Below are 25,439 nucleotides of genomic sequence, written 5' to 3'. Positions count from 1 at the left end.
TGGTTTTCCCCTCCAGAGAGGGTGGCCGATAGCCGGGGTGGTCGCTGGCGCTGCCGACGGTGGGTCTCCCTCACCCCGGCCCTCTCCCAGAGGGAGAGGGGGCTGTTCCCCTCACTCCGGCCCTCTCCCAGAGGGAGAGGGGGATATCTCCCTCACTCCGGCCCTATCACCGGAGGGAGAGGGGGATATCTCCCTCACGCCGGCCCTCACCTCAGAGGGAGAGGGGGGCGGTTACTTTTTGATCTTCTTGAGCATCGCCTCGATGACGTGGTGGGCGTCGTTGACGGCGGTGTAGATCAGGTTGGGATGACGCTCCTCGTGGATGGCGCCCTGGCTGATACGCATGTACGAGGGGGAGATGGCGCCGCCGATCACATAGACGCCTTTCCGCGTGGACTCGAAATCGGAGGTGAGCAGGAGCAACCGGTCACCTTCCTTGGCCACCTGGCACACCCCCTCGGCGCAGGCGATGGTCTGCACCCCGATCTTGTCGTAGATGGAAGTGGGACCCTGGCTCCCGATGCAGGCGATGACGTTCTTCATCGGGAAACTCATGGCATGGTAGCGCTCTATGCCGCCCGCCATCTTGTCCTCGCTGACCCTGATCACCAGCCGGTCCACACCCTCGTCGTCCACTTCGCCGATCCTCGGGGTGGCGCCGGGCAAAAGCCGTATGTTGCCCCCCAGCAGTATCTCCTCGCCCAGACGCTGCGCGGTCTCCTTGTTGACGTCGAAGGTCTCGGCGACGTGCGCCCAGTACACCGGCTCCTTGTCGTTGGCGTTCCTCTTCTCCTTGAGGATGGAGATGATGACGTCGGCGGCCGAGTTCCCCCCGCCGATCACCAGGGTGCGCACGCCGATGTATTTCTTGGGATCGTCGAGCCCCTTGGCGACCATCTTGGCGTCGCCATACACGGAAAGCTCTTTGGGGATGGAGCTCCCGAAGGCGAGCAGCACCTTTTTCGCCTGGAAGGTCCCCTTGGAGGTGAGCACTTTCAGGTAATCGCGCCCTTCCTCGATGTTCTCGAACTGGGTGTCGGTCAGCACGTTGAGACCTTCGTGCTGGACGAAGTGCTGCACGTACTGGATGTATTTTTCGACCGTGACCGGCTTGTCGGGCGGACGCAGTTCCTCGACCAGGAAAGGTTCGGGGTTCTCCTTGGGTTTGGATGGATAGACGTTCTTTCCTTCAGGGTAGGTGTTGGCGATGCCCTGGAAGATCGATTTGCCGGACTCGATCAGTATGTGGCTCAGTCCGTTCTTGTGACAAAGGTACGCCGCAGCCACCCCGCCGGGGCCTCCGCCGACGATTAGTACATCGTATTTCTGATCCATGTTTCTCCTCGCGGATCCCTCATAGGGAGTTTCGGTAGCGGTTCAACTATACACGCTTCAAAGGGTGCTTCCTAGCAATAATGAGAAGCTGGCTTGGCAAAGCCATGGCATCGGGTAGTATATGGATGGCAGTCGGAAAACACAACACTGGTGAGGGAGGGGGCTATGGCCGAAAACGAGAACAAGGTGATGGCTGGGGCGCTGCTGATTCTGGCAGGTGGCATCTTAGGTGCCGGTATCGCGCTGTTGTACGCGCCGCAAAGCGGTCAGAAAACCCGCAAGGACATCGGCCGCTACGCCAAGAAGGCCCGTCGCAAAGGGGAAGAAGCGCTGGAAGCGGTGGAGGACTTCACCGACCAGGTGGGGGAGATGGCGGAGGCGGTCGGTGAACGCGCCTCTGAGATCCTTGATCAGGGCAAGGATATGGCCTACAGCGCCAAAAAGGGGCTTCTGAAAGCACTGGAAGAGGGCGAAGCGCGCCTGATGAAAGAGCGGTCGCGGCTGGCCAAGCTGATAGGGTAGGGGGGAAGAGGGGGGCAGCGGGCGAACTGAGGAGTCAATCAAAAAATGGCCCCGTCCCTTGTTGGGGGCGGGGCCTTTCTGCGTCTGAAAAGCGGGGGGGCTAGATCCCTTTGCCGGTGAGCTTCACCAGCGCTTCCATGTACTTCTCGCCGGTCTTTTTCACGATCTCCTCGGGGAGGGGAGGGGCGGGGGCGGTCTTGCCCCAGTCCAGGGTCTCCAGGTAGTCCCGCAGGAACTGCTTGTCGAAGGAGGGCTGCGGACCGCCGGGCTTGTAGCTCTCCTTGGGCCAGAAGCGGCTGGAGTCGGGGGTCATGCACTCGTCGATGATGATCAGCTCGCCGTCGTATATGCCGTACTCGAACTTGGTGTCTGCGATTATGATACCTTTCTGGTCGGCCAGGTCGCGTGCCTTCTCGTAGATCTTCAGCGTCACCTCGCGTACCTTCTCGGAAATCTCCTTGCCGCAGATCTTGCACATCTGCTCGAAGGAGATGTTCTCATCGTGGGTGCCGAGCTCCGCCTTGGTGGAGGGGGTGAAGATCGGCTGCGGCAGGCGGTCGCTCTCCTTGAGCCCCTCGGGAAGCTTGATGCCGCAGATGGCGCCGGTCTGCTGATAATCCTTCCAGCCGGAGCCGGAGATGTAGCCGCGCACGATGCACTCGGCGGCCAGCGGCTGGGCCTTCTTCACCCACATGGAGCGGCCGGCCAGAACGTCCGCGTAGGGCTGGCACTCCTTGGGGAATTCCGCCACATCTGTGGAGATGATGTGGTTCTTGATGATGTCTTCCATTTGGCGAAACCAGTAGGCGGAGATCTGGGTCAGGACGTAGCCCTTGTTGGGAATTCCCTCGTTCATGATGACGTCGAACGCGGAGATCCTGTCGGTGGTGACGATGAGCAGCGTCTCACCGAGGTCGTAGATGTCGCGCACCTTCCCGCGTGCGGCAAGTTTGAGGCCGGGGAAGTCAGTGTTGAGTACCGGTGTTGTCATTGGTGCATTCTCCTTTTATTCGCGCTGAGCGTGAAAAGTGAAAGGTGAAGAGTGCACCCGCACCCTCCACCTCACACTGTAAGCTGTTTTGCGTCCCTGCTACCCGTTAGTCCTGGAGCACCAGCGGATTGATGTCGATCTTCGCCTTGTCGCGCAGCCCCTTGACCCACTTCTCCAGCGCCTCCTGCTGCTTCTTGGGAAACAGGGCCGCCTTGATGGAGCCGGAGTTCTTGGCGAGGTCGGTAAGAGGGGCCTCGGTGCGGGACTTGAGCGCCACGGCATACCAGCGGTCACCCACCTTGAAGGGCTGCTTTGCGGCCTGGTTGGGGGCGTTGAGGGTGAAGGCGGCCTCCATGAGCTCGGGGGAGGTGCCGATGGCGGGCACAGCGCCGGTGGGGGCGTAGCCGAAGCTGCCGGTTTCCTTGGCGGCGACGCCGCCCTTGGCGAACTGCGCGAGCGCCTCCTCGGCCTTCTTCTTGGCCAGGTCGGCAGCCTTGACCTCGACGGCCTTGGCTTCGACGGCGCCCTTGATCTGGGCCAGCGGCGGAACGGCGGCGGGCTTTTTGTCCAGCACCTTGACCAGGTAGATCCCCTTGGCGGTCTCGACCGGGCCGCCCAACTCACCCTGCTTCAGGGCGAAGGCACGTGCGACCACCTCGGTCTCGCCGGCAAGCCCGGCGGCCGGCGCCTTGCCGGTGAAGAGCGGAGTCTTCTCCACCTTGGCGCCCAGCGCTGCAGCGGCGCCATCGATGTCGCCGTTGGCCTTGAACTTGTTGACCGCCTCGGCGGCCTTCTCGTAGGCTTCCTTGGCTGCCTTCTGCTTCTGGGCATCGGCGGTGGCCTTGTCCTTGACTTCGGCGAACGGGAGGATGCCCCCTTTACCCTGGTAGCGGTCGATGTTCTTCTGGTAGTAGGTCTGCACCTCGTCCGGGGTGACGCTCACCTTGGCCGCGAGCTGGGCCGGGTTCACCACGGCGTAGGCGACGGACACCTGCTCCGGTGTTTTGAAATCGTTCTGGTGATCCTGCAGGTAGGTGGTGAGCTCCTGGTCGGTGAGCTTCACGCTCCCCTTGACGTCGGCGGGGGAGAAGGAGACGTAGGCGAGGTTCACTTTGTCGTTTTGCTTCTTGAAGGCTTCCTTCACCTCGGCGTCGGTCACCGTGGCGCCATCCTTCACCTTGTTGCGCGCCTTCTGCAGCAGCATCTCCTGCTCCTGGGACTCCTCGAAGTCCTTGGGGGTGATGCGGTTGGCCTTCAGGGTCTGCTGATAGGTGCCGAAGTCGAAGGCGCCGTTTTTCTGGAAGGCGGGGATCTTGGCGATCTCGGCGGCGACCTCGTCCTTGTTCACCTTGATCCCCATCTTCTTCGCCTCACCAAGGATGAGGACGTTGTCGATCAGGGTGTCGATGGTGAGCTTCTTGATCCCCATCTGCTTTTCCAGCTCCGGGGTGAGGGTGCGGCCGTAGATCTGCTCGTACAGACCGCGGGTGCGATAGTAGCTCTTCTGGAACTCGTCCAGCGATATCTTGGTGCCGTTGACCGTTGCCGCATAGCTCTTGCCACCGCGTCCGTCACTCCCCCCCTTGCCCCAGACCAGGAAGATGGTCCCTATAAAAGAGAGAACGATGACGACGAATACAACCTTGATGACGATGGATTGCTTGTACTTCCTCATTACGCCTAGCATTCCGGTTCGGCTCCTTTGCGCTCATAAGAATAGAGTCTGTTAACATAATCAAGAGTTGCGAATGATAATATACTTTAATCGCAAAAGCAACGGTAGAATGAAGCGGTATACCGTGCCAGCCGCGTCCGCCGCATGACGTGTCGCGGGTTTTCTTTGTTGCAAGGGTGCGTACTATTTGCTATATTTCCTCCTTTGACGCCGGGCCCGGGTCCGGTTTATTGAGATAATTCAAAGGAGTTATGCATGCTCAAGATTTTCGATGCCCTTTTCGGCATGTTTTCTAACGACCTGGCCATCGACCTCGGCACGGCCAACACCCTCGTCTACCTCAAAGGCAAGGGTATCGTGGTGCGCGAGCCTTCGGTAGTCGCGGTCCAGAAGATGCCAAACGGCCAGCAGAAGGTGCTCGCCGTCGGGATGGAGGCAAAGAAGATGCTCGGTCGCACCCCCGGCACCATCACGGCCATCAGGCCGATGAAGGACGGGGTCATCGCCGATTTCGACATCACCGAGGAGATGCTGCGCTACTTCATCCACAAGGTTCACAACAGGAAGACCCTGGTGCGTCCCAGGATCGTCATCTGCGTTCCCTCCGGCATCACCCAGGTTGAGAAGCGCGCCGTCAAGGAGAGCGCCGAGTCCGCCGGCGCCCGCGAGGTGTACCTGATCGAGGAGCCGATGGCGGCCGCGATCGGCGCGGGTCTTCCCATCACCGAGGCCTCCGGCAACATGATCGTCGATATCGGGGGGGGCACCACCGAGGTGGCCGTGATCTCCCTCGCCGGCATCGTCTACACCAAGAGCGTCAGGGTGGGGGGCGACAAGATGGACGAGGCGATCGTCCAGTACATCAAGCGCAAGTACAACCTCCTGATCGGCGACCGCATGGCCGAGCTGATCAAGATCGAGATCGGCGAGGCGTACCCCGGCACCCAGCTCTTGCACATGGAGGTCAAGGGGCGCGACCTGGTTTCCGGCATCCCCAAGACCACCGAGATCGACTCCAACGAGATCCGCGAAGCGCTCTCCGAGCCGGTTACCGCCATCGTGGACGCCGTGCGCAACTGCCTCGAGCGCACCCCCCCCGAGCTTGCGGCAGACCTCGTGGACAAGGGGATCGTCCTGGCCGGCGGCGGGGCACTCTTGAGAAACCTCGACGTGCTCCTGCGCGAGGAAACCGGACTCCCCGTGGTGACCGCCGAAGACCCGCTCTCCTGCGTCGTACTCGGTTCCGGAAAGGTGCTGGACGAGCTCGCGCTCTTGCGCAACGTGGCGGTCAGCTCCTAGTTTCCCGTTCTCCCATTTGCCGTTTCTGCCCGAGGGATACTCATGACCGACGCTGTCATAGACGTCATCATACCCGTATGGAACCGGCCCGACGAGACTCGAAACTGCCTGGTCAACCTGATCAATCACACCCCGGAAGCGCGTCTCATAATTGTCGATTGCGGCTCAGAGCGCGACACCGAAAGGATATTGCAGGAGTTCGCGGACGGGCTGGAAGATCGCGCCCTTTTGATGCGCGACGACAGCAACATCGGGTTTGTCCGTGCGGTCAACCGCGGCTTCGAGAGTTCGTCGGCCCCTTTCCTGGCCCTGCTGCGCAACACCAGCATAGTAGCCGCCCGCTGGCTCGACCCGCTGCTGCAGTTCGCCGAGGCACACCCGGAAGCGGGGATCCTCCTTCCCTGTCTCGATCCAGGCGATCCCTGCGAGGGGCCGTGCGAGGTGGAACGCGGCTCTTTCGCCGCCATGGTGATCCGCCGCGAACTCTACCGCGAGATCGGCGGCCTCGACGAGAACCTGGACGGCGGCGCCTGGTGCCTGAAGGACTTCACCAGGCGCGCCTGCGCCAAGGGGTACCTGACCTGCCAGGTGCCGGGCCCTGCGGTCTCCCACCAGGAGGAGGCGCCGCTGGGCTCGGAACAGAGGCGCCGCGAGACCCTGCAAAGGAGCATGACCGCGTTCCGCGAGCGCTGGGGCGAGGGGGGGAGCTATCTCCTGCACGTGCCCAAGGGGGTCGAGCTGGAGCTGCTGCGCCAGAAACTGGAGTGGCTGGTCCAGGGGGCGCGCCACGGGGACCGCTACACGGTGCTGCTCCCCAGCGCGCTGGGCCAGGCCGCCCGCCAGTCCGGTCTTTGCTGTCTGCACGAGAACGTGAAGCTGGTTTCGCTGCCGCGGCTTTCCTGGGACGGCAAGAGGAGGCGCTTCTATGAGAAACTTGTCGCACAGCGGCCGGGCACCATGCCGGTCACCGCGGTGGACGGGATGCCGTTTCCCTGGAGCGAGCGCTACCTTTCGTTCACCGAGCTTGCCGAGCGGATCAAGGTGCGCCTTCACTAGGATCACCGCGGGATATCCCCGCGGCACGCGGAGGGTTGATGAAAGAAGAGATCAAGGCCCAGCTCCAGGCCCATGCTCACGTCATAGCGGCGCTCGAAAGGGACCTCTGTCCGGCCCTTGAGAGCGCCGTTTCGCTTTTGGCGGCCGCGCTTCGGGACGGTAACAAGCTGCTTGTTTTCGGCAACGGCGGGTCCGCCGCCGACGCGCAGCATTTCGCTGCGGAGATCGTCGGGCGCTTCAAGCTCGAGCGTCGCGCGCTCCCGGCCATCGCGCTCAGCACGGATACCTCCATACTCACCGCCGTCGGGAACGACTACGGCTTCGACCGTATCTTCTCGCGTCAGGTTGAGGCCCACGCCGCTCCGGGGGACGTGCTGGTGGGGATTTCCACCAGCGGAAACTCGCCGAACGTGCGGCTCGCCCTGGAGGCGGGGGAGAGGCTTGGGTGCCGCAGCATCGCCCTTTTGGGCAAGGACGGCGGGAGCATCAAGGACGTGGCCGGGATCTCCCTTGTGGTCCCGAGCGACGACACGCCGAGGATCCAGGAAGGGCACATCACCATGATCCACATCCTGTGCGACCTGGTGGAGCGGGAACTTTTCACATGATGGCGCGGCGGGTTTAGGGCGGCGGGAAAGGCCAGGGGTACCATGGGCAAGCAGCGTGCGGTCTTCCTCGACAGGGACGGGACCATCAACGAGGAAGTGCAGTATCTGAGCAGGGTGGAGGATTTCCGTCTCATTCCCGGGGTTCCCTACGCCTTGCAGCGGTTGAAGGACGCGGGCTTTCTCCTGGTGGTGGTCACCAACCAGTCCGGCGTCGGCCGCGGCCTTTACGACGAGACTGCTCTGCAGGCGGTCCACGACCGAATGCACGAAGAACTTGGCGTTTTCGGCATCACCATCGACGCCTGCTATTTCTGCCCGCATCACCCCGAACACGCCGTCGGCCATTACCGCGTCGAGTGCAGCTGCCGCAAGCCCTCGCCGGGTATGCTGGAGCAGGCGGCCGTCGACCTGGACATCGACCTGTCCCGCTCGTACATGATCGGGGACAAGCTGGGGGACATCGAGGCGGGGCTCAACGCCGGCTGCACCTCGCTCATGGTGCTGACCGGTTACGGCGCCGTCGAATCGGCGCGGCTCCCCAAGGGGGTTCGTGCCTACGAGGACCTCCAGGCGGCGGTCGAGGCGATCTTCGTCGCCGAGGCGAAGGGGAAGCGCAAGAGGCGCTGAAGCGGCTTTTTCCCGCGAGGAGTGGGGCATGAAGCCTTACCACCAGATCTTTCCGGGCGCAGCCGGGGCCACCATGACCCTGGAACTGCACGCGCGCAGCGGCGGCATCCCCAGGGGGAGCTACGCCTTCGTCGAATGTTACTGCACGAGCCCCGGATGCGACTGCCGCCGGGTTACCTTTTTGGTGCTGGACCAGAAGCAGAGGCAGAAGGCGATGATCTGCCTTGGTTTCGACGGCGACGGCCCCTTCTCAGGCCCCTACCTGGACGGCTCCAGCTACCAGGTTCCCTACGCCCCCGAACTCCTCGATTTTTGCGTACATACCCTCAACTCGCGCCCGGAGTGGGTGGCGCGCATGTACCAGCGCTACGGCGAGGTGCGGGAGTTGATCGATGGCTCCCCCTACCAGGGGAGGTCTTTTCCGCTTCCCGGCGACCTTTTCTATCGTGCCATGCCCGCCCCGGACCTGGAGAGCGTGCTGAACGAATCCGTCCGTCACGGTTGCACCCCCTGTTGTCCGCCCCCCCCAGCCGCCACGCAGGGAGAGCCGACCGGCACCATGCGCCTGGTGGATCTGTACGCCCGGGCCGGGGTGAGCGCTCCGGTCTCCATCCTTTTGCCCCTGCAGGATGAGCTGCACCGTCACCTGCTGGCCGATCCCCTCGCGGTGGAGGAGCTGGCCGCCCTGCTGGCGTCGTTTGGTCGCGCCCAGGAGGCCGATCACGACAGGCTCTCGGCCGCGTTGAGGATACTTTCCCTCACCCTCGAGTTCTACGAGGTCGAAACGGCGGGGGGGCGCATCGGAGCGAGGCAGCAGATGCAGCGGTTGCAAAGCGCCCTCGCGCTGCGGGTGTACCGGGAGAAGAGCGGCATGGAGCTGCGCCTTTCGGTGAAGGACATCCTGGTCCGCGCTCGCGTCAAGCTTATCCCCGAGCTGCAGGCGATATGCCGGTCAGGGGAGGGAGGCAAGGAGTCCCCCCTGGAGGTGGCCGCCGCCTCGGGGGAAGAATTCCTCGCCGGTATTCTCAGGCATTTCGCCTCGGCGGGAGTGACTTGCCCCTTTGCCGGAGCCCAGGAGATTCTCGTACTCTTCGCGGCAAACGACCCGGAACTGAGGCCCGGGCTGACTTGGGAGCTCCTGACCGCCGACGCCCCCTTCCTGCGCGAGATAGCCGCGCTGCTCATCTTCGATCCCGATCCGGAACTGTCCCGGGAGGCTGCACGGATGCTGGTGTCGGTTGCGGCCGCCACCCTCACGCCGAACACGCTGCGCCGCCTGATCATGGCGCGCAACTGGTTTCCCGAGCCGGCCCGCAGCATCGTCGACCAGACCATAAGCAACGCGCGCAGGGCGCGCGTTGCGTGCGCCCACCTCGATCCGCCCGGTGACGAGAGCGTGTACGCCAGCTGCCTGGACGGAACCGGGGGGCAGGTCTTCCATGTGATCGTCCCGGACCATGAGGCGTATGCCGGCTGCACCTTCGTGCTGCAGCAGGAAAGGGGCATCGTCGACTGCACGGTGGTCCGGCTTGAGACGCGCAGGGACAGGGAGGACTTCATTCGGGCCGCCCGCAGCCAGCGCTGCTGCCTGCCGTCGACCGGGGAATACCTCGACCTGCGCCTGGGAATGGCCATCGCGGCCGGGATGGAACGGGGGAGGGTGCCCGGACACTGGCTGGTGCGTGCGGCCGAGCTGCTGGGGCGCGACCATTGGAAGGGATGTGAGCCTGACCCCGTCGGGACGCTGCGGCAGTTGGGCGAGGAGGCGGCCGCGGAATGCGCTCCCGGCGATGGTCCCGGCGCGGAGGTCATGGCCCTGGCGGAGTCGGGAGGGTGGCACCGCTACCGCGCCCTGTTCGGGTCGTGGAAAGTGGAGGGGAGCGCGGTTGAGAGCGCCATGGAGGCGGCTGGCGGCGGCAGCGGCCCTGCGAAGGGGGTGACTGCGGTGGAGCGGCTGTGCGACCAGGTTCTGGAGCAGTTGCGCCCGGAGCTGTCGCTGCGGCTGGTGCTGGAAACGCTCTGGCTCAAGGTGGCGGGCAGGGAGGCGCCCATCCCCTGGCAGCGGATGTACCACGTGGCGCAGGCCGTCGCCGATGAAACGATCGCACTGAAGGAGATTCCGTTGGCAGTATCGATAGCACGACAGAGTTTGGCGGCATACCGCAAGCGCAACCACGGCAGGCGGGGGAGTGACAGCTAGTTCATGGAGATTTCACCGGTTCTTTTTCCCGTCCTGTTCCTTGCCGGCGCGGTTGCCGGCCTCATCGACGCCATCGCCGGCGGTGGCGGCCTCATCACCATCCCGGTGCTGCTCGGTATCGGGCTCCCGCCGCAGGCAGCGCTCGGCACCAACAAGCTCCAGGCCAGTTTCGGCTCCTGCAGCGCCATGGCGCACTTCGTCAAGGCGGGCACGGTCAACCTGCGCGACGCTCTCCCGGGGGTGATCTGGACCGCCATAGGCGCCATCCTCGGCTCCTACACGGTCCAGCAGATCGATCCTGGCTTTTTGAAGAGGTGCATCCCGTTTCTTTTGCTCGCCATACTCTGCTACACCATCTTCACGCCGAGGCTCGGAGCGCAGGAGGTGCACCCGCGACTGCCACGCAGGCTCTTTTACGGGGTGGCCGGACTGGGGCTCGGCTTCTACGACGGATTCCTCGGGCCGGGGACCGGCTCCTTCTGGGTGATCGCTATCATGCTGGGGCTGGGCTTCGACATGCGCAAGGGGACCGGATACACCAAGCTCTTCAACTTCGTGAGCAACATCGTGTCGCTGGTGGTATTCGTGGCCGGCGGCCACGTGCTCCTCGGGGCGGGGCTGCTGATGGGGGTGGGACAGGCGGCCGGCGCGCGCATCGGCGCGAGGCTCGTGATTCACAAGGGGACCCGGTTCGTGAGGCCGGTGTTCATCTGCTCGGTGCTGGCGGTGACGGCGAAGCTGTTCTGGGACAGCTACCGGTAACGCCGGCTGCGACCCCCGGTGTACAGGGCGGCGGAGCCGGCAAGTCCGCGGCCGGACGCTACGGCTGGTGGATCACATGGACCCGGTGGACGCGGTGGACCCGGGGGACGGAGAACCCGGAAAACCGCTGCAGGGAAACGTCAGGCAGGGGTGCCTGCGGTCAGATCTCGCGCAGGTTGCCGGCTTCGGTTTCGGCTCCGGTATCGCGGGCGTTCAGGTCCTGCTCCAGGTGGTTCAACAGCTCGGTCACCTGCTGCACATAGACCTGCGGTACCCCCTCCAAAAGACGCAAGGCGTTGTCCAACCTTTTCGCGGCTGAGACGGCGGCCTTCAACGGCACCAACGGGTTTGGCTCTTCACGCAGCGCGGCTACTTCCTTGAACTTCTTCAACACGGTGGGGTGACTCTTCTCGTCCTCCACCACGCGCTTTCTCAGATCACCGTACTCTTCGGCGGAAAATCCCTTCTCTTCCTTGGCCTGGCGCAACAGGTCTATCGACCTGAAGTCGGGGAGGGGGCGCAACTCCTCGCGCCGGTCCAGCAGCTGCGGCTCTTCCTTCTCCATGAAACGGTAGGCCATGGTGAGCTTCTCGGCGGTGCCGCGCTTGATGCGTATCTCCTGAACGCAGTACTCCTCGAAGGTCCCGTAACCCCACTCGCGAAAACGCCCCCTCTTGCTGACGTCCAGCAGCTTCTCGCCCAGTTCGACCCACGACGACTTGAACCGCTTGGCCTTGTCCAGCACCTCGTACCGGTCGCTCCCCGGCTCCAGGTGCTGCATGATGGCCTCGATGTGACGCTCGCTGCTCGACTTCGGTGTTTCCTGCATCGCTACCTCCAGTGCCGTGCACTTCACGTGCTCAAAGCGTCAGCGAAATTATCAGAATCCGTCCGGTTTTTGAAGTTTTTTATCTTGGCTATCGCACTGAATCAGGTTAAACTTTTGCCTGCTTCACAACCGCACCACAAGGAGCTCACTATGGAACAGCGTCTGACTGACATGGAGATGCTGATCATGCACCAGGGTCACATCATCGATCAACTGAACGAGGTCGTTACGGGGCACCAGGCTCTCATCGACCAGCTCAGCAAGGAACTTAGAATCATCAAGGAACACCTGCGCGGCCTGAGCGCTTCCGAAAACAGGCTTCCCTCCGAAGAAGAGCCTCCGCCCCATTACTGACCCCGGAACAGGAATTACATGAAGACAGTCGCACTCGGTTGTACCGGCCTCAGCATCAATCCCCTCGTTTTCGGCACCCTTCCGCTTGGTCCCCTGCAGGCCTCGCTTTCCCCTGAACAGGGGGGACGCCTGATCCGCTATGCGCTGGAGCGCGGCGTGAACCTCCTGGACACCGCCGAACTGTACCAGACCTATCCGCACATCCGCGCCGCACTGACGGGCTTCGACGGAGAGGTGCTGCTCGCCTCGAAGACGCACGCCAACACGGCGCAGGCCGCACGCGGGCACGTGGAAAGGGCGCTGACCGAACTGGGGGTGGAGCGGCTGGACATCGTGCACCTGCACGGCGCCCGGGTGGCCGACCCGTTCGTGGAGCGCCCCGAGGTGATCGAGGCGCTGGTCCGGATGAAGGAGGAGGGGAAGATCGCACACGTCGGGCTCTCCTCGCATTTCGTCAGTGCCATGAAGAAGTCGGTGCTGCACCCGGAGATCGAGGTGGTGCATCCGCTCATCAACCGGACCGGCATGGGGATCATCGATGGCACCCGTGAGGAGATGGCCGCCGCCATCGCGGCCTGCGCCGCGGCGGGGAAGGGGGTGTACGCGATGAAGGCGCTCGCTGGGGGGAACCTCATCTCCTCGGCCCGGGAAAGCCTCCGTTTCGTGCTGGGGCTCCAGGGGGTTCACGGCATCGCCCTTGGGATGCTCTCGGAGGCCGAGATTGACGGCAACCTGGCGCTCTTCCAGGAGGGGCGCGCCGACGCGGCGCTTTGGACCACCCTCGAGGGGAGGCGGCGCAAGCTCACCATCATGGAGGCCTTCTGCAAGGGGTGCGGCGCCTGCGTGCCGGCCTGCACCAACAACGCACTGGCGCTGGTGGATGGCAAGGCCAAGGTCGACGACGCGGAGTGCATCCTCTGCGGGTACTGCGGGGCGGCATGCCCGGAGTTCATGATCAGGGTGGTGTAGGGGATTCACAGGGATGAAAGGGATAAAGGGGATGAAAACCGGGGCTCGGAGTTGTAACCCAACCATGGGACGCAGGGGAATTACGCGACATGGATAGCGGCATCGTCTTCAACGTGCAACGCTACTCGCTGCACGACGGGCCGGGGATTCGCACTACGGTCTTTCTCAAGGGGTGCCCGGCGCGCTGCTGGTGGTGCCATAACCCGGAAAGCCAAACTTCCTCTCCTCAAACGGCCTGGTCGCAGAACCGCTGCATCTCCTGCGACGCCTGCCTGTTGGCCTGCCACGAGGGACTGCAGCCAAGGGAGGCCTGCCGGGCCTGCGGGGACTGCGCGGAGGCCTGCCCAACCGGGGCACGCGAACTCCTCGGTTCGGAAATGACTGCGGAACAGGTGCTGCACAACATCCTCAAGGACCGCATGTTTTTCGAGGATTCCGGCGGCGGGGCTACCTTCTCGGGCGGTGAACCTCTCTGCCAACCGGCCTTCCTGAAAACTCTCTTGAACGCCTGCCGCGCCCAGGGCATCCACACCGCCGTCGATACGGCCGCTCTCTGCCCGACCGAGACGCTGCTCGATCTCGCCCCGCTGGTGGACCTCTTCCTCTTCGATTTAAAGTGCGCAAGCGACACCCTGCACCATCAGGGGACCGGCGTGGGCAACGGGCTCATCCTCGACAACCTTGAGCAGTTGGGGCGTGTGCACCGCAACATCTGGATCCGGATCCCGGTTGTCCCGGGCTTCAACGATACGACCGAAGAGATGGAGGCGCTGGCCGGCCTCGCCGCACGTGCCGCCGGAGTGCGCCAGGTCTGGCTCCTCCCCTACCACGGCAGCTGGACCGCGAAGCCCGCGCGCCTTGGGAAGGAATCGGCCGCCGAGGCCGTGGCGGCGCGGACTCCCGCACGGGAAACCATGGAAGATTTCGCCCGGCTGTTCACAGCCCGGGGATTGGACACGCAGATAGGAGGGGGAGCATAGATGAACGCACGGACACAACGACTGCGCCAGGAAAGCCTTACCGCCGAGCCCGCCATCTCCGCGGAACGCGCGCTGCTGCTCACCGAGTTTTACCGCGAAAACGAAGGGCGCTGGTCGGTCCCGGTCATGCGGGCCAACTCCTTTCTCTACCTGTGCGAGAAGAAGACCATCTACATCGGGGAAGGCGAACTGGTGGTCGGGGAGAGGGGGCCGGCTCCGAAGCTGGTTTCGACCTACCCGGAGCTGACCTGTCATTCCGTCGAGGACCTGCGCATCCTCAACTCGCGCGAATTGACCTCCTACCGCGTTGACGACGCCTGCCTCAAGGCCTACCAGGAGACGGTGATCCCGTACTGGGGCACCCGCAGCCTGCGCGACAAGATCTTCGGCGCCCTCCCCGCGGAGTGGCACCAGGCCTACAGCTACGGCATCTTCACCGAGTTCATGGAGCAGCGCGCCCCCGGGCACACGGTGCTGGACGACAAGATCTACCGAAAGGGGCTCCTCGACTTCAAGAAGGAGATCGCACAGGCCATCGAGGCACTCGATTTCGCCTCCGACGCCGGCGCCTGGGCGCGCCGCGAGCAACTGACCGCGATGGACATCTCCTGCGACGCCGTGATCCTCTTCGCCGAGCGTCACGCGAAACTCGCGGAGAGCATGGCCGCAGCCTGCACGGATCCTGTGCGCAAGCAGGAACTCCTGAAGATCGCCGCCAACTGCCGCTGGGTGCCGGCGCACGCTCCCGGGGACTTCTGGGAGGCGCTGCAGTCCTACTGGTTCTGCCACCTGGCGGTGATCACGGAGCTGAACGGCTGGGACGCCTTCAGCCCGGGACACCTGGACCAGCACCTGTTCCCTTTCTACCAGACCGAACTGAACAAGGGGACGCTCACCAGGGAAGGTGCCCGCGAGCTGCTCGAATGCTTCTTCGTCAAGTTCAACAACCACCCATCGCCCCCCAAGGTGGGGGTGACCGCGGCGGAAAGCGGCACCTACACCGACTTCGCAAACATCAACCTGGGGGGGCTGCTGCCGGACGGCTCCGACGGCTCCAACGAGGTATCGCACCTGCTTCTGGACGTGATCGACGACATGCACCTGCTGCAGCCCTCCAGCAACGTCCAGCTGTCGCGCAAGTCCCCGGACGTCTTCTTGAAGCATACCCTGCAGGTGGTGCGTAACGGGTACGGCTTCCCCTCCATCTTCAACGCCGACGCCGTGGTGGAGGAGCAGCTGCGCCAGGGGAAAACGCTTGTCGATGCCCGCGCCGGCGGCTGCAGCGGCTGCGTCGAGGTGGGCGCCTTCGGCAAGGAGGCCTACATCCTCACCGGCTACTTCAACCTGGTGAAGATGCTGGAGCTTGCCCTGCACGACGGCGTGGACCCGCTGACCGGGGTGCAATTGGGACCCAAGACGGGGAGTGCGGAGAGCTTTAACAGCTTCGATGAACTTTTCGAGGCGTTCCGCTCCCAACTCTCCCACTTTCTGGACATCAAGATCCGGGGGAACCGCCTCATAGAGATGATCTACGCCTCCCAGATGCCGGCTCCCTTCCTGTCGGTCCTGACCGATGACTGCATCAGCCGGGGCGTGGACTACAACGCCGGGGGGGCACGCTACAACAACAGCTTCATCCAGGGGGTGGGCATCGGGAGCATCACCGACGCGCTGTCGGCCATCAAGGACCACGTCTTCGAGCGCGCTACCCTCTCACTCCCGGAACTGGTGGCCAAGCTCGACGCCGATTTCTCCGGCGACGAACCGCTCAGGCAACGCCTGTGGAACAAGACCCACAAGTACGGCAACGACGACGACTACGCCGACGACCTGATGCGGCAGGTGTTCGACGCCTTCTTCCAGGAGGTTGACGGAAGACCCAACACCAAGAACGGCGTGTACCGCATCGAGATGCTCCCCACCACCTGCCACGTCTACTTCGGCTCCGTCACCGGCGCCACCCCGGACGGGCGCAAGCGCGGGACGCCGCTCTCGGAGGGAATCTCACCGGTGCAGGGGGCTGACCGCGGCGGCCCGACCGCCGTGATCCGCTCGGCGGGAAAGATGGATCATATCAGAAGCGGTGGCACGCTGTTGAACCTCAAGTTCTCCCCGACGCTCCTCGCGCAGGCTAGCGGCCTCGACGGCGTGGCAAGCCTGGTGCGGAGCTATTTCCGCATGGACGGGCACCACGTGCAGTTCAACGTGGTCAACGTGGACACCCTGAAGAAGGCGCAAGCAAACCCCTCGGAGCACCGCGACCTCATCGTGCGCGTCGCCGGGTACAGCGATTACTTCTGCGACCTCTCGCCGGAGCTGCAGGACGAGATCATCACCAGGACCGAGCACAGCACGTTCTAGGAACTTACAGGAGGGAACACATGGCCGTAGCACCGGGACGCTACCGTCACTACAAAGGGAATTACTACCAGGTCATCGGCACGGCCAGGCATAGCGAGACCGATGAGGCCATGGTCGTGTATCGCCCGCTCTACGGCGAGGGGGGACTCTGGGTGCGCCCCGAGGCGATGTTCATGGAGACCGTCCTCGTGGACGGCAAACCGGTGCCCCGCTTCGCCCGGTGCCCCGAAGAAGATTGATTCGGCGCACTCCGCCCGCCGCGTGGGCGCTTGCGCCGTATCCTCATCCTTCCTGATCGTGCCGTGATTCCCACCGCGGATCCCGACCTCTCCCTTTTTCCTTCTTTCCCTCTTTCCCTCACCCGCCCTCCGGGCACCCTCTCCCATAGGGAGAGGGGAATACTCTGACGCTCCGCGCATTGTGTCACTGACAACGGCTTCGCCTATTATGTCACTGACGCCGCTCCTCCTATCAGGTCACTGACAACGGCTCCGCCTATTATAAATGTTTACAAATCTTATATTTATGTTTCGATTTGAAAAGCTGTTTCTCATTGACTTAAGATAGTGAAAAGGTGTAATTGGAATTTGCCTATTATGAGCCTCAAGTTCTCTGGGACTATGCCGACCAGTTCAATGTGGCATTTGAGGTTCAGCACCTTCCTGGAGGGCCTGCTTGGGTGAGCCGGTAGTCGAAATACTGAGTTTTCTCACCGATTATTTCGGGGAAGATTTCCAGTCCTATTCCCAATCCCTTGCCGAAAAACGCATCGCCGAACGGGTGAAACAGCTTCGTCTTCCAGGTCAGACGGAGTACCACCAGTTCCTGCGGCACGACCCCGGCGAGCCCGCCTGCCTGGCACGCATGCTGCGCATCAGGTTCAGCAGCTTCTTCAGGGACCCGCTCCAGTTCGAACTGCTCAGGTCGCAGATCATGACGAGCCTCAGCTCCACCCAGTCGCAGGGCGGGTTCCTGCGCTGCTGGTCCGCTGCCTGCGCCGGCGGAGAGGAAGCCTGCTCACTCGCCATCGTCATCGACGAAACCATGCAACTGCTCGAGGTCTGCCCCACGGTACAGATCTTCGCCACCGACGTGGCCGAGGATGCGCTGGAGATTGGGCGTGCCGGATACTATGCGCCGGGAAGCCTGGGGGGGGTCACCCTGCGGCAACTCGGCGCCTACTTCACGCCCGAGGGGAGTGGGTACCGCGTCTCGCCGAAGATCCTCTCCATGATCAGCTACTGCCGCCATGACCTCCTCGACCCCAATACCTACGCCCCGCCCGAATCGTTGTTCGGGGGATTCGATCTCATCTCCTGCCGCAATTTTCTCATGTACCTCGACCCGCAGGCGTACCTGAGGGTGTTCGACAACCTGTTCCGCGCCCTGAACCCGGGCGGCGTCCTGCTCCTGGGAAAGGCCGAAGCCGTGCCTGATCGCTACCACGCGCACCTGGCGCGGATCTTCGAATGCGGCAACCTGTACCGCAAGCTGCAGACCGGGAGGGCCTGATGCGTAGCGTGGTGAGATGCCTGGCGACAACCCTGCTGATCTCCTTTTTCCTGTTCGGGTGTTCCCGCAAGGAAAATAACGCACAAGCCGCCAAGGAAGGGGCCGCCGCGCAGCGCTACGCAGGCTACAGTTTCGGCGGCGAGGAGGTGATCGACCTCGGTTCACAGCCGCTCACCCTGCCGGAAGGGGCGGTGGCGGAACTCCTCTCCCGCGACTCCATCCTCGCCTCCCGGCTTGCCGAGAGGGGGTGTTCGGTCAGGATTCATCCTTTCTTCAAGGGGAAGGACATCGCCGGGTTTCTCTCCTCGGGCAAGCTGCAAGGGGGGATCTTCGCGGACATGCCGGCCCTGACCGCTGCCGCCACCGGCGAATTCGTCTGTGTCGCGCTGCTGAAGGAGGGCGCGGCCAGCATCGTTTCCAAAAAGCCTATGCTGGTGCGGGACCTCAAGGGTAAACGGATCGCAACCGGCGTGGGGTCGGCCGCCCATTTCACGCTGTTGAGCGCGCTGCAAAACGAGGGGCTGACCGAAAAGGACATCGAGCTGGTACCGATGGAGGTGAGCGGGATGCCCCAGGCGCTCGCGGAGGGGAAGATAGACGCCTTCGCCGCGTGGGAACCGACGCCGACCCTGGCCATTGCCGCGCACCCCGAATACCACCTGGTGCACAAGGGGGTGAGCTACGGCTTCCTCTGCCTGCGCCGGGACTTCGTCCGGTCCCACCCCGGGCGTGCCCGGGAGGTCGCCGCCGCCGTGGCGCGCGCCTGCGCGCGGATGCGCGTACCCAAGGAGTTGGAGCAGGCCGCCGGCTGGACCGCCGGGTCGGCCGCGAGGCTGCAGGGGGCGCCATACCAGGTGACCAGGCGGGCGATGACCACCATCATCCGCAACGACCTCCTCAACGTCCCCGGAGCGCCGCGCATCCCGGCTGCGCTCCTGAACGAGGAGGGGCTGCTCTACAAGAAGTTCACCTTCCTGAAGCGTACCGGCAAGATCCCTGAGGCGACGCCGTGGGCCAAGGTGCGCGACTCTTTTGACATTGACATGATGCGGCAGGTCATGGCCGAGGGGGACACGCTGGCCCTGCAACGCTTCGACTACCGCAACTCTGACCCATCGGACGGTGCTAAATGAAATTGAAGCTTTTGCCGACGTTGAAGGGGCGTCTGGCTTTCTGGTTCACCACGATCTGCCTGGTCCCCCTGGCGGTTCTCACCACGGCCATCTACTTCCAGCGGGTGCAACTGGCCCGGTCGCTGATGCTGGACAAGCTCTCGGCGGTCACGGCGCTGCGCCAGGACCAGATCAACGCCACGCTGGACAACCTGATGAGCGACGTCTCCACGCTCGGGTCGGGGAAGTCGGTGCAGCTCGCGGCGCGGTCGCTGGCGGCCACCCCGGCTGAATGGTCCGGCGCGTCCGCCACGGATGGTCTGCAGCTGCTGCGCGGCTACCGCGACGAGTTCGAATCGGCAGCCGATGTTTCCATCGTCGCGGAAAACGGCACCATCCTGCTCAGCACCGACCAGGGGAGGAGAGGGAACCGGATCGCGAGGCCCGAGATGGTGGTCACCGCCCTGAACGACGCCGCGCCGGTCATCGGTGAGGCATACCTCTTTGGCGCCGAGGGGAACGCCAGCCTGGACCTGGCCGCGCCGGTGAAGGGGGGAAGCGGAGGTGCAGGCAGGGCCGCGGTGGTGGTGCGGTACAACCTGCGCAAACTCCTCTCCGTCATGCTGGAGAACAGCACCGGGATGGGCAAAACCGGAGAGGTGGTGCTGGTGGACCGGAACGTGCGCCCCCTTCTCGAGTTGCGCGGCCTCCCCAACGCGGTGCTCAAGGTGAAGCTCACGGGTAAACCCGCGCTGCTCGCGGCTGGCGGTCAAAGCGGAATAGCCCAGACCGTCGACTACCGCGGCGCCAGCGTTCTTTCCGCCTACTCCCACATCCCGCGAACCGGGTGGGGACTGGTATGCAAGCAGGATTCGGCGGAGGTGTTCGCCCCGATCAGGCAGGCGCTCTACCTCACCTACGGCATGGCCGCCCTCATCTCGCTGCTCGCCTGGGTCTTCGCCTTGAGGCTTGCGCGTGGCATCAGCGCGCCCCTGGTGAAGCTCTCCGAAGCCGCCACCGAGCTCGGTGCCGGTCACTACGAGGCGCGGCTCGCACCGGAAGGGACCCTGGAGCAGATATCACTGGCCGGCTCCTTCAACGCCATGGCGGACACCCTGCAGCTTAAGATGGCGGCGAAGCAGGGTGTGGCGCGGCTCTCCGAGCGACTGGTCGACGCGGTGAGCCTGGACGACTTTTTCAAAAAGCTGCTCCCGGCCTTCGTGGAAGTGACCGGAGCCAGGATGGCCACGGCCTTCGTTGAGGACGGCGAGGATCACTTCGTCCCCGCCCACGCCATCGGCGCCGACTCCGGCCGCATGCAGCGCTACAGCCGTTCCCGGCTCGAGGGGGAATTGGGGATTCTCCTTACCTCGCGCGGCATCTCCCGCTTCGCCCCCGGCATGGCGGGGGAGGGGCTGCGCTTTGTCACCCCGTTTGGCGAGATAGCTCCCGCCGAGGTGGTTACCGTACCGGTCGAGGCGGACGGTGAGCTGCGCGCCTTCGTGTCGCTGGCATCGGAGCACCCTTTTCCGCTTTGGGTGCACGACACGCTGGAGATGGTCCGGGTGCAGCTGGGGTCCGCATACTCCAGGGTGCTGGCGGCCGAGGATGTGCGCCGGCTCGCGTCCGAGCTCGCGGTCAAGAACGCCGAGCTGGTGCAGCAGTCCGAGGAACTGGTGCAGCAGTCCACCGAGCTTGCCCACCAGTCCGACGAACTGGCCCGCCGCAACCGCGTCCTGGACCAGCAAAAGCAGCTCCTCGAGGAGGCGACCCGCCTGAAGAGCGAGTTTCTCTCCAACATGAGCCACGAGCTGCGCACCCCCCTCAATTCCGTTCTGGCCCTCTCCCGCGTACTGGCGATACAGGGGGGCGACCGGCTGACCGAGGAGGAGCGGGGGTACCTGGGCATCATCGAGAGAAACGGCAAGCATCTCCTTTCCCTGATCAACGACATCCTGGACCTGGCCAAGATCGAGTCGGGGCGCCAGGACCTCTTCATGGAGTCGGTGGACCCGGCGAAGGTTGCAGCAGAGGTCGTGGACGGCCTCGAGGTGCTGGCCCGGGAGAAGGGGATTGCTCTGTCGTTCTCGGCACCGGCGACGGTTCCTCGCATGCTGATCGACGTGAAGAAGCTGCGCCAGATGCTGCAGAACCTGGTGGGGAACGCGGTCAAATTCACGGCGCAGGGGGCGGTTACCGTGCGGCTGGAAGTGCAGGCGCAGGAACTGGTCTTCGAGGTGGCGGACACGGGGATCGGCATCGCGCCGCAGTACCTGGAGAGTATCTTCCACGAGTTCCGCCAGGCCGACGGCTCCACCTCCCGCTCCTACGAGGGGACGGGGCTGGGGCTCGCCATAGTCAAGAAGAGCGCCCTCCTCCTTGGAGGTGATGTGGCGGTCAGCAGCGAGCTGGGCCGGGGCTCGGTATTCACCCTGCGCCTCCCCCTGGACTGCGGCAAGGCCGCTGGCGCGAGGGAGCAAGTTCTCCCCGTGGCGCAGGCGCTGGGGGAGCGGGCGCCACGGGGAGCCGGATTTGCGCCGGGAGCGGCGCCGGGACCGGGACCGGGAGCAGCGGCGGTGCAGGTTCCGGGAAGATCGGTGCTCGTTGTCGATGATGACCCGGAGGCCGTCTCCCTTATCACAACCCACCTGAGCCAGGCCGGCTATGGCACACTGAGCGCACTCAACGGCCCGGACGCGCTGCGGCTCGCCCGCGCCAACCGCCCCTTCGCCATCACCCTGGACATCATGATGCCCGAGATGGACGGGTGGGAGGTCATGAGGGAGCTCAAGGAACATCCCGAAACCGCCGATATACCGGTTATGATCATCTCCCTCTCCGAGGACCGCGCCACCGGCATCGCGCTCGGGGCGGTCGGGGTGATCAGCAAGCCGGTCGGCCAGCATCAGCTCATGGAGGCGTTCGCGCGGTTGACCGGTGCGGGATGCCGGCTGGTGCTGGTCGTCGACGACAACGAGTACGATCGCTGCTTCCTGGCCTCCCTGTTCAAGGAGAAGGGGCTCGACGTGCTCCTGGCGGAAAGCGGCCCGGAGGCGCTCGAGCTTGCCGTTTCGGATCACCCCGACCTGATCACGCTGGATCTCCTCATGCCGGGGATGGACGGCGCCGCCGTGCTCGACCGGCTTAGGTCGAACTCCCTCACGGCGGACATCCCGGTGGTGGTGATCACCTCGAAGGAACTCACCCACGCCGAGTTGCAGCGGCTCTCCAGCGGGGTGAGCGCCATTATCTCCAAAAACGGCATGGAGCGCCGGAAGGTCCTCGATGAACTGGTGGGGAGCCTGGAGCGGCTGGGGTGGCGGCTCCCCGGGCGCGAGGAGAGCCAGGGGGCGAGAATCCTGATCGTCGAGGACAGCGAGGCGGCCACGGTGCAGCTTCGCTTTGCCCTCGAATCGGCCGGATATCGCGTCGACGCGGTTTCCGGCGGCAGATACGCGCTCACCTATCTGAAGTCCCACGTCCCCGACGGTATCGTGCTCGACCTGATGATGCCGGAGGTGGACGGTTTCCAGGTGCTGGAGGCGGTCCGTGCCAGCAGCCTCACCGCCGGCGTGCCGGTGATGGTGATGACGGCCAAGACGCTCTCGCCGGGTGAGTTCGACCGGCTCAGGGATTTGAAGGTTCACCAGCTGGTGCAGAAGGGGGACGTGGAGCTCCAGGACCTCTTGCAGCGGGTCTACGAGATGCTGGGGAGCGTGAGCCTGTTCCGCCCACCAAGCGCGAGCGCAGCCCCCGCCACCCTGACGCCGCCGGCCGCGTGGGAGGGGGACGGTTCCCTGCTGGTGGTGGAGGACAACCCGGACAACCTGGTCACGCTGAAGGCCGCCCTCGGCGGGCGCTACCGGGTCATCGAGGCGTGCGACGGAGCGGCTGGGCTCGACGCCGCCAGAAGTTCCGCGCCGTCTCTGATCCTTCTGGACATGCACCTGCCGGTGCTGGACGGGTTCGCGGTCCTGCAAAGGCTCAAGGAGGACCCGGCCACGGCCGCGATCCCGGTGGTGGCGCTGACGGCGAGCGCCATGGCTGGCGACCGTGAGAAGGTGCTGGCGGCCGGGTGCGCTGCCTACCTCTCAAAACCTTACCAGCCCGAGGAACTCCAGGAGCTGGTGGCGGGCTTCGTGGCTCCGCAGGGCACCACCCCGGCCTAGAACGCGCTGTCGCAGACATCCTGAAAGGACCCAGTGAGCATGAAGCTTCTCGCCATCGACGACAACCAGGATAACCTTCTCACCCTGAGCGCGCTGCTGAAGACCTTTTTGCCCGAGGCTCAGCTGATCACCTCGCAGTCCGCGCAGGACGGCATACGCCGGGCCGGGATGGAGGCTCCCGACTCCATCCTGCTCGACATCCAGATGCCGGGAATGGACGGTTTCGAGGCGACGCGGCGCCTGAAGGCGTCCCCCGCGACCCAGCACATCCCGGTCATCCTGGTCACCGCCCACAGAAGCGACTCCGCCTGCCGCGTCATGGGGCTCGAGTGCGGGGCCGACGCCTTCCTCTCCAAGCCCTTCGACGAGGCGGAACTGGTGGCCCAGATCAGGGCGATGGTCCGGATCAAGCGCTCCGAGGACGCCCTGCGCCAGGAACGCGATTCCCTCGAGGCGCTGGTGCAGCGACGCACCTCGCAGCTCTCCCAGGCGAACCTGGAACTGCAGGAGAACCTGGAGCGGCTGGTGGAGAACGAGGCCCGCTATTCGCGCGCCGTGCGCGGCACGAGCGACGGTTTGTGGGACTGGGACCTGGTGAGCGACGACTATTACTACTCACCCCGCTGGAAGGAGCTCCTGGGTTTCGCCGACGACGAACTGGCAAACCGCCCGGACAGCTTCTTTTCCAGGGTGCACCCCGACGACCTTCTCCACGTGCAGGACTCCCTCAACGCGCACTTTCTCGGCCAGACCCCCTTCGACCTGGAACTGAGGCTCAGGACCCGGGGAGGGGAGTACCTCCGCGTGCGCTGCCGCGGACAGGCGGAGTGGGATGGCGCCGGGAAGCCGGTGCGGATGTCGGGAGCCATAACGGACATCACCGAACGGCAACTGATGGAGGAGCAGCTGCGCCAGGCCCAGAAGATGGAGGCGATCGGGCAGCTGGCGGGTGGGGTCGCCCATGATTTCAACAACGTCCTCACCGTTATCGCCGGCTACGCCAACATCCTCAAAATGGATCTCACCTCCGAGAGCGCGCAGTACGGGTTGGCCGACCAGATAGCGGCCGCCGCCGAACGCGCCGCGCAGTTGACCCGGGGACTGCTCGCCTTCAGCCGCAAGCAGGCCATGAGCCAGCAGCGCTGCGACCTTGGCGACATCGTGCGCCGCGTCCAGCAGTTCTTGGGGCGCGTCATCGGCGAGGACATACAGCTCAAGACCGAGATCCTCCCGGAGCCGCTGCCGGTGCAGGTCGATCTCGCCCAGATCGAGCAGGTCCTCATAAACCTCGCGGCCAACGCGCGCGACGCCATGCCTGGAGGGGGCGCCATCACCATCGCCACCGGTCTGCGCGATGGAACCGGTCACGGACATGGCGAAGCCGCCGGCCCCCGCGCGGTCATCATCGTCGCCGACACCGGGGAGGGGATGGACGAGGATACCAGCCGCAGGATCTTCGAGCCGTTCTTCACCACCAAAGAGGTGGGGAAGGGAACCGGGCTCGGCATGGCGATCGTGTACGGCATCGTACAGCAGCACAAGGGGAACATAAGGGTCAGCAGCAAGCCGGGCGAGGGGACGGTGTTCACCATAGAACTTCCGCTGATCGAGGGAGCTGACGCGCTGGAACCGGCCCTCGCGTCGCAGCCTCTGCCCCGGCACGGCACGGAGACCATACTGGTCGCCGAAGATGACCCCAGCGTGCGCAGCCTGGTGGACATGGTGCTGTCCAGGCACGGCTACCAGGTTATCCTGGCGGAAGACGGCGAGGAGGTCGTGCAGCGGTTCCAAACCCAGCAGGAGGGGATAGAGCTGGTGCTGATGGACATCATCATGCCCCGTAAGAACGGGATAGAGGCGTATGCGGAGATCAAGAAGATCCAGCCCGGTGCGAAGGTGCTCTTCACCTCCGGATATACCGCGGACTTCATCCAGAGCCGGGGGATGCAGGAAGGGGTAGAACTGATCATGAAGCCTGTGCAGCCGATGGAGCTTTTGCGCAAGGTGAGGGAGGTGCTGGAGCGTTAAATGCCCCACATGTTATAAGTGTTGCTGCCATTAAAATAATTTATTCTTAT

At 64.2% G+C, this 25,439-nt stretch carries 20 protein-coding genes; 16 read left to right on the top strand and 4 right to left on the bottom strand.

Annotated elements, in window-relative coordinates; translation table 11 throughout:
- Positions 1–231 precede the first annotated feature (231 nt).
- Positions 232–1,335, bottom strand: a complete 1,104-nt coding sequence (locus KP001_RS06960) for an NAD(P)-binding domain-containing protein (protein WP_217288808.1) — start codon at positions 1,333–1,335, stop codon at positions 232–234.
- A 165-nt stretch (positions 1,336–1,500) separates the two neighbouring features.
- Between KP001_RS06960 and KP001_RS06955 the strand changes: the two genes are divergently transcribed.
- Complete coding sequence (locus tag KP001_RS06955; protein WP_217288807.1) at positions 1,501–1,857, top strand: YtxH domain-containing protein; 357 nt, start codon at positions 1,501–1,503, stop codon at positions 1,855–1,857.
- Positions 1,858–1,957: 100 nt separating this feature from the next.
- Here the strand turns inward: KP001_RS06955 and KP001_RS06950 are convergent, their stop codons facing one another.
- Positions 1,958–2,848, bottom strand: coding sequence for a phosphoribosylaminoimidazolesuccinocarboxamide synthase (locus tag KP001_RS06950; RefSeq protein ID WP_217288806.1), 891 nt, complete (start codon positions 2,846–2,848; stop codon positions 1,958–1,960).
- A 106-nt stretch (positions 2,849–2,954) separates the two neighbouring features.
- Positions 2,955–4,535 (bottom strand): peptidylprolyl isomerase, encoded by a 1,581-nt coding sequence (locus KP001_RS06945; RefSeq protein WP_217288805.1) that lies wholly within the window; start codon positions 4,533–4,535, stop codon positions 2,955–2,957.
- 243 nt (positions 4,536–4,778) lie between these two features.
- Here KP001_RS06945 and KP001_RS06940 point away from each other — a divergent pair, with 243 nt between their 5' ends.
- Genes KP001_RS06940 through KP001_RS06915 form a run of 6 tightly spaced genes read left to right on the top strand, consistent with a single transcriptional unit; the run spans position 4,779 to position 11,075 of the window.
- A complete protein-coding gene (locus tag KP001_RS06940; protein ID WP_015720676.1) occupies positions 4,779–5,822 on the top strand; it encodes a rod shape-determining protein in 1,044 nt (347 codons plus the stop codon).
- Between the two features lie 42 nt (positions 5,823–5,864).
- Positions 5,865–6,878: a glycosyltransferase family 2 protein gene (locus KP001_RS06935; protein ID WP_217288804.1), complete on the top strand. Its 1,014-nt coding sequence runs from the start codon at positions 5,865–5,867 to the stop codon at positions 6,876–6,878.
- Between the two features lie 38 nt (positions 6,879–6,916).
- Positions 6,917–7,486, top strand: coding sequence for a D-sedoheptulose 7-phosphate isomerase (gene gmhA / locus KP001_RS06930; protein WP_217288803.1), 570 nt, complete (start codon positions 6,917–6,919; stop codon positions 7,484–7,486).
- Between the two features lie 42 nt (positions 7,487–7,528).
- Entirely contained in the window at positions 7,529–8,113 is a 585-nt protein-coding gene (gene gmhB / locus KP001_RS06925; protein ID WP_217288802.1) for a D-glycero-beta-D-manno-heptose 1,7-bisphosphate 7-phosphatase, read from the top strand.
- 28 nt (positions 8,114–8,141) lie between these two features.
- A complete protein-coding gene (locus KP001_RS06920; RefSeq protein ID WP_217288801.1) occupies positions 8,142–10,313 on the top strand; it encodes a Y4lR family protein in 2,172 nt (723 codons plus the stop codon).
- A gap of 3 nt (positions 10,314–10,316) precedes the next feature.
- Complete coding sequence (locus KP001_RS06915) at positions 10,317–11,075, top strand: TSUP family transporter (protein WP_217288800.1); 759 nt, start codon at positions 10,317–10,319, stop codon at positions 11,073–11,075.
- A 160-nt stretch (positions 11,076–11,235) separates the two neighbouring features.
- Here the strand turns inward: KP001_RS06915 and KP001_RS06910 are convergent, their stop codons facing one another.
- Positions 11,236–11,904 carry a hypothetical protein gene (locus tag KP001_RS06910; RefSeq protein ID WP_217288799.1) on the bottom strand — a complete coding sequence of 223 codons (669 nt, stop codon included), beginning with the start codon at positions 11,902–11,904 and terminating at the stop codon, positions 11,236–11,238.
- Between the two features lie 150 nt (positions 11,905–12,054).
- Here KP001_RS06910 and KP001_RS06905 point away from each other — a divergent pair, with 150 nt between their 5' ends.
- The 9 genes from KP001_RS06905 to KP001_RS06865 all read left to right on the top strand — a co-directional run bounded on the left by KP001_RS06905 (position 12,055) and on the right by KP001_RS06865 (position 25,389).
- Positions 12,055–12,258 (top strand): SlyX family protein, encoded by a 204-nt coding sequence (locus KP001_RS06905; RefSeq protein WP_217288798.1) that lies wholly within the window; start codon positions 12,055–12,057, stop codon positions 12,256–12,258.
- Between the two features lie 18 nt (positions 12,259–12,276).
- Entirely contained in the window at positions 12,277–13,227 is a 951-nt protein-coding gene (locus KP001_RS06900) for an aldo/keto reductase (protein WP_217288797.1), read from the top strand.
- Positions 13,228–13,316: 89 nt separating this feature from the next.
- Positions 13,317–14,207 carry a glycyl-radical enzyme activating protein gene (locus KP001_RS06895; protein ID WP_217288796.1) on the top strand — a complete coding sequence of 297 codons (891 nt, stop codon included), beginning with the start codon at positions 13,317–13,319 and terminating at the stop codon, positions 14,205–14,207.
- Complete coding sequence (gene hypD / locus KP001_RS06890; RefSeq protein ID WP_217288795.1) at positions 14,208–16,568, top strand: trans-4-hydroxy-L-proline dehydratase; 2,361 nt, start codon at positions 14,208–14,210, stop codon at positions 16,566–16,568.
- Positions 16,569–16,588: 20 nt separating this feature from the next.
- A complete protein-coding gene (locus tag KP001_RS06885; RefSeq protein ID WP_217288794.1) occupies positions 16,589–16,807 on the top strand; it encodes a DUF1653 domain-containing protein in 219 nt (72 codons plus the stop codon).
- Between the two features lie 436 nt (positions 16,808–17,243).
- Positions 17,244–18,080, top strand: a complete 837-nt coding sequence (locus tag KP001_RS06880) for a CheR family methyltransferase (RefSeq protein ID WP_217288793.1) — start codon at positions 17,244–17,246, stop codon at positions 18,078–18,080.
- Positions 18,080–19,213, top strand: a complete 1,134-nt coding sequence (locus KP001_RS06875) for an NrtA/SsuA/CpmA family ABC transporter substrate-binding protein (RefSeq protein ID WP_217288792.1) — start codon at positions 18,080–18,082, stop codon at positions 19,211–19,213. Before KP001_RS06880 ends, KP001_RS06875 begins: the two co-directional genes overlap by 1 nt.
- Positions 19,210–23,361, top strand: a complete 4,152-nt coding sequence (locus tag KP001_RS06870) for a response regulator (protein WP_217288791.1) — start codon at positions 19,210–19,212, stop codon at positions 23,359–23,361. Before KP001_RS06875 ends, KP001_RS06870 begins: the two co-directional genes overlap by 4 nt.
- Before the next feature lie 39 nt (positions 23,362–23,400).
- Positions 23,401–25,389: a PAS domain-containing hybrid sensor histidine kinase/response regulator gene (locus KP001_RS06865; RefSeq protein ID WP_217288790.1), complete on the top strand. Its 1,989-nt coding sequence runs from the start codon at positions 23,401–23,403 to the stop codon at positions 25,387–25,389.
- The last annotated feature ends 50 nt before the right edge of the window (positions 25,390–25,439 follow it).

The sequence above is a fragment of the Geomonas subterranea genome, assembly GCF_019063845.1.
Lineage (GTDB): Bacteria > Desulfobacterota > Desulfuromonadia > Geobacterales > Geobacteraceae > Geomonas > Geomonas subterranea.
This window is presented reverse-complemented; position numbering and strand designations above follow the sequence as displayed.

Bases quoted from the DNA above. Each gene is read 5' to 3' on its own strand.
- KP001_RS06960 (WP_217288808.1), bottom strand. From the start codon at position 1,335: ATGGATCAGAAATACGATGTACTAATCGTCGGCGGAGGCCCCGGCGGG.
- KP001_RS06955 (WP_217288807.1), top strand. From the start codon at position 1,501: ATGGCCGAAAACGAGAACAAGGTGATGGCTGGGGCGCTGCTGATTCTG.
- KP001_RS06950 (WP_217288806.1), bottom strand. From the start codon at position 2,848: ATGACAACACCGGTACTCAACACTGACTTCCCCGGCCTCAAACTTGCC.
- KP001_RS06945 (WP_217288805.1), bottom strand. From the start codon at position 4,535: ATGCTAGGCGTAATGAGGAAGTACAAGCAATCCATCGTCATCAAGGTT.
- KP001_RS06940 (WP_015720676.1), top strand. From the start codon at position 4,779: ATGCTCAAGATTTTCGATGCCCTTTTCGGCATGTTTTCTAACGACCTG.
- KP001_RS06935 (WP_217288804.1), top strand. From the start codon at position 5,865: ATGACCGACGCTGTCATAGACGTCATCATACCCGTATGGAACCGGCCC.
- gmhA (WP_217288803.1), top strand. From the start codon at position 6,917: ATGAAAGAAGAGATCAAGGCCCAGCTCCAGGCCCATGCTCACGTCATA.
- gmhB (WP_217288802.1), top strand. From the start codon at position 7,529: ATGGGCAAGCAGCGTGCGGTCTTCCTCGACAGGGACGGGACCATCAAC.
- KP001_RS06920 (WP_217288801.1), top strand. From the start codon at position 8,142: ATGAAGCCTTACCACCAGATCTTTCCGGGCGCAGCCGGGGCCACCATG.
- KP001_RS06915 (WP_217288800.1), top strand. From the start codon at position 10,317: ATGGAGATTTCACCGGTTCTTTTTCCCGTCCTGTTCCTTGCCGGCGCG.
- KP001_RS06910 (WP_217288799.1), bottom strand. From the start codon at position 11,904: ATGCAGGAAACACCGAAGTCGAGCAGCGAGCGTCACATCGAGGCCATC.
- KP001_RS06905 (WP_217288798.1), top strand. From the start codon at position 12,055: ATGGAACAGCGTCTGACTGACATGGAGATGCTGATCATGCACCAGGGT.
- KP001_RS06900 (WP_217288797.1), top strand. From the start codon at position 12,277: ATGAAGACAGTCGCACTCGGTTGTACCGGCCTCAGCATCAATCCCCTC.
- KP001_RS06895 (WP_217288796.1), top strand. From the start codon at position 13,317: ATGGATAGCGGCATCGTCTTCAACGTGCAACGCTACTCGCTGCACGAC.
- hypD (WP_217288795.1), top strand. From the start codon at position 14,208: ATGAACGCACGGACACAACGACTGCGCCAGGAAAGCCTTACCGCCGAG.
- KP001_RS06885 (WP_217288794.1), top strand. From the start codon at position 16,589: ATGGCCGTAGCACCGGGACGCTACCGTCACTACAAAGGGAATTACTAC.
- KP001_RS06875 (WP_217288792.1), top strand. From the start codon at position 18,080: ATGCGTAGCGTGGTGAGATGCCTGGCGACAACCCTGCTGATCTCCTTT.
- KP001_RS06870 (WP_217288791.1), top strand. From the start codon at position 19,210: ATGAAATTGAAGCTTTTGCCGACGTTGAAGGGGCGTCTGGCTTTCTGG.
- KP001_RS06865 (WP_217288790.1), top strand. From the start codon at position 23,401: ATGAAGCTTCTCGCCATCGACGACAACCAGGATAACCTTCTCACCCTG.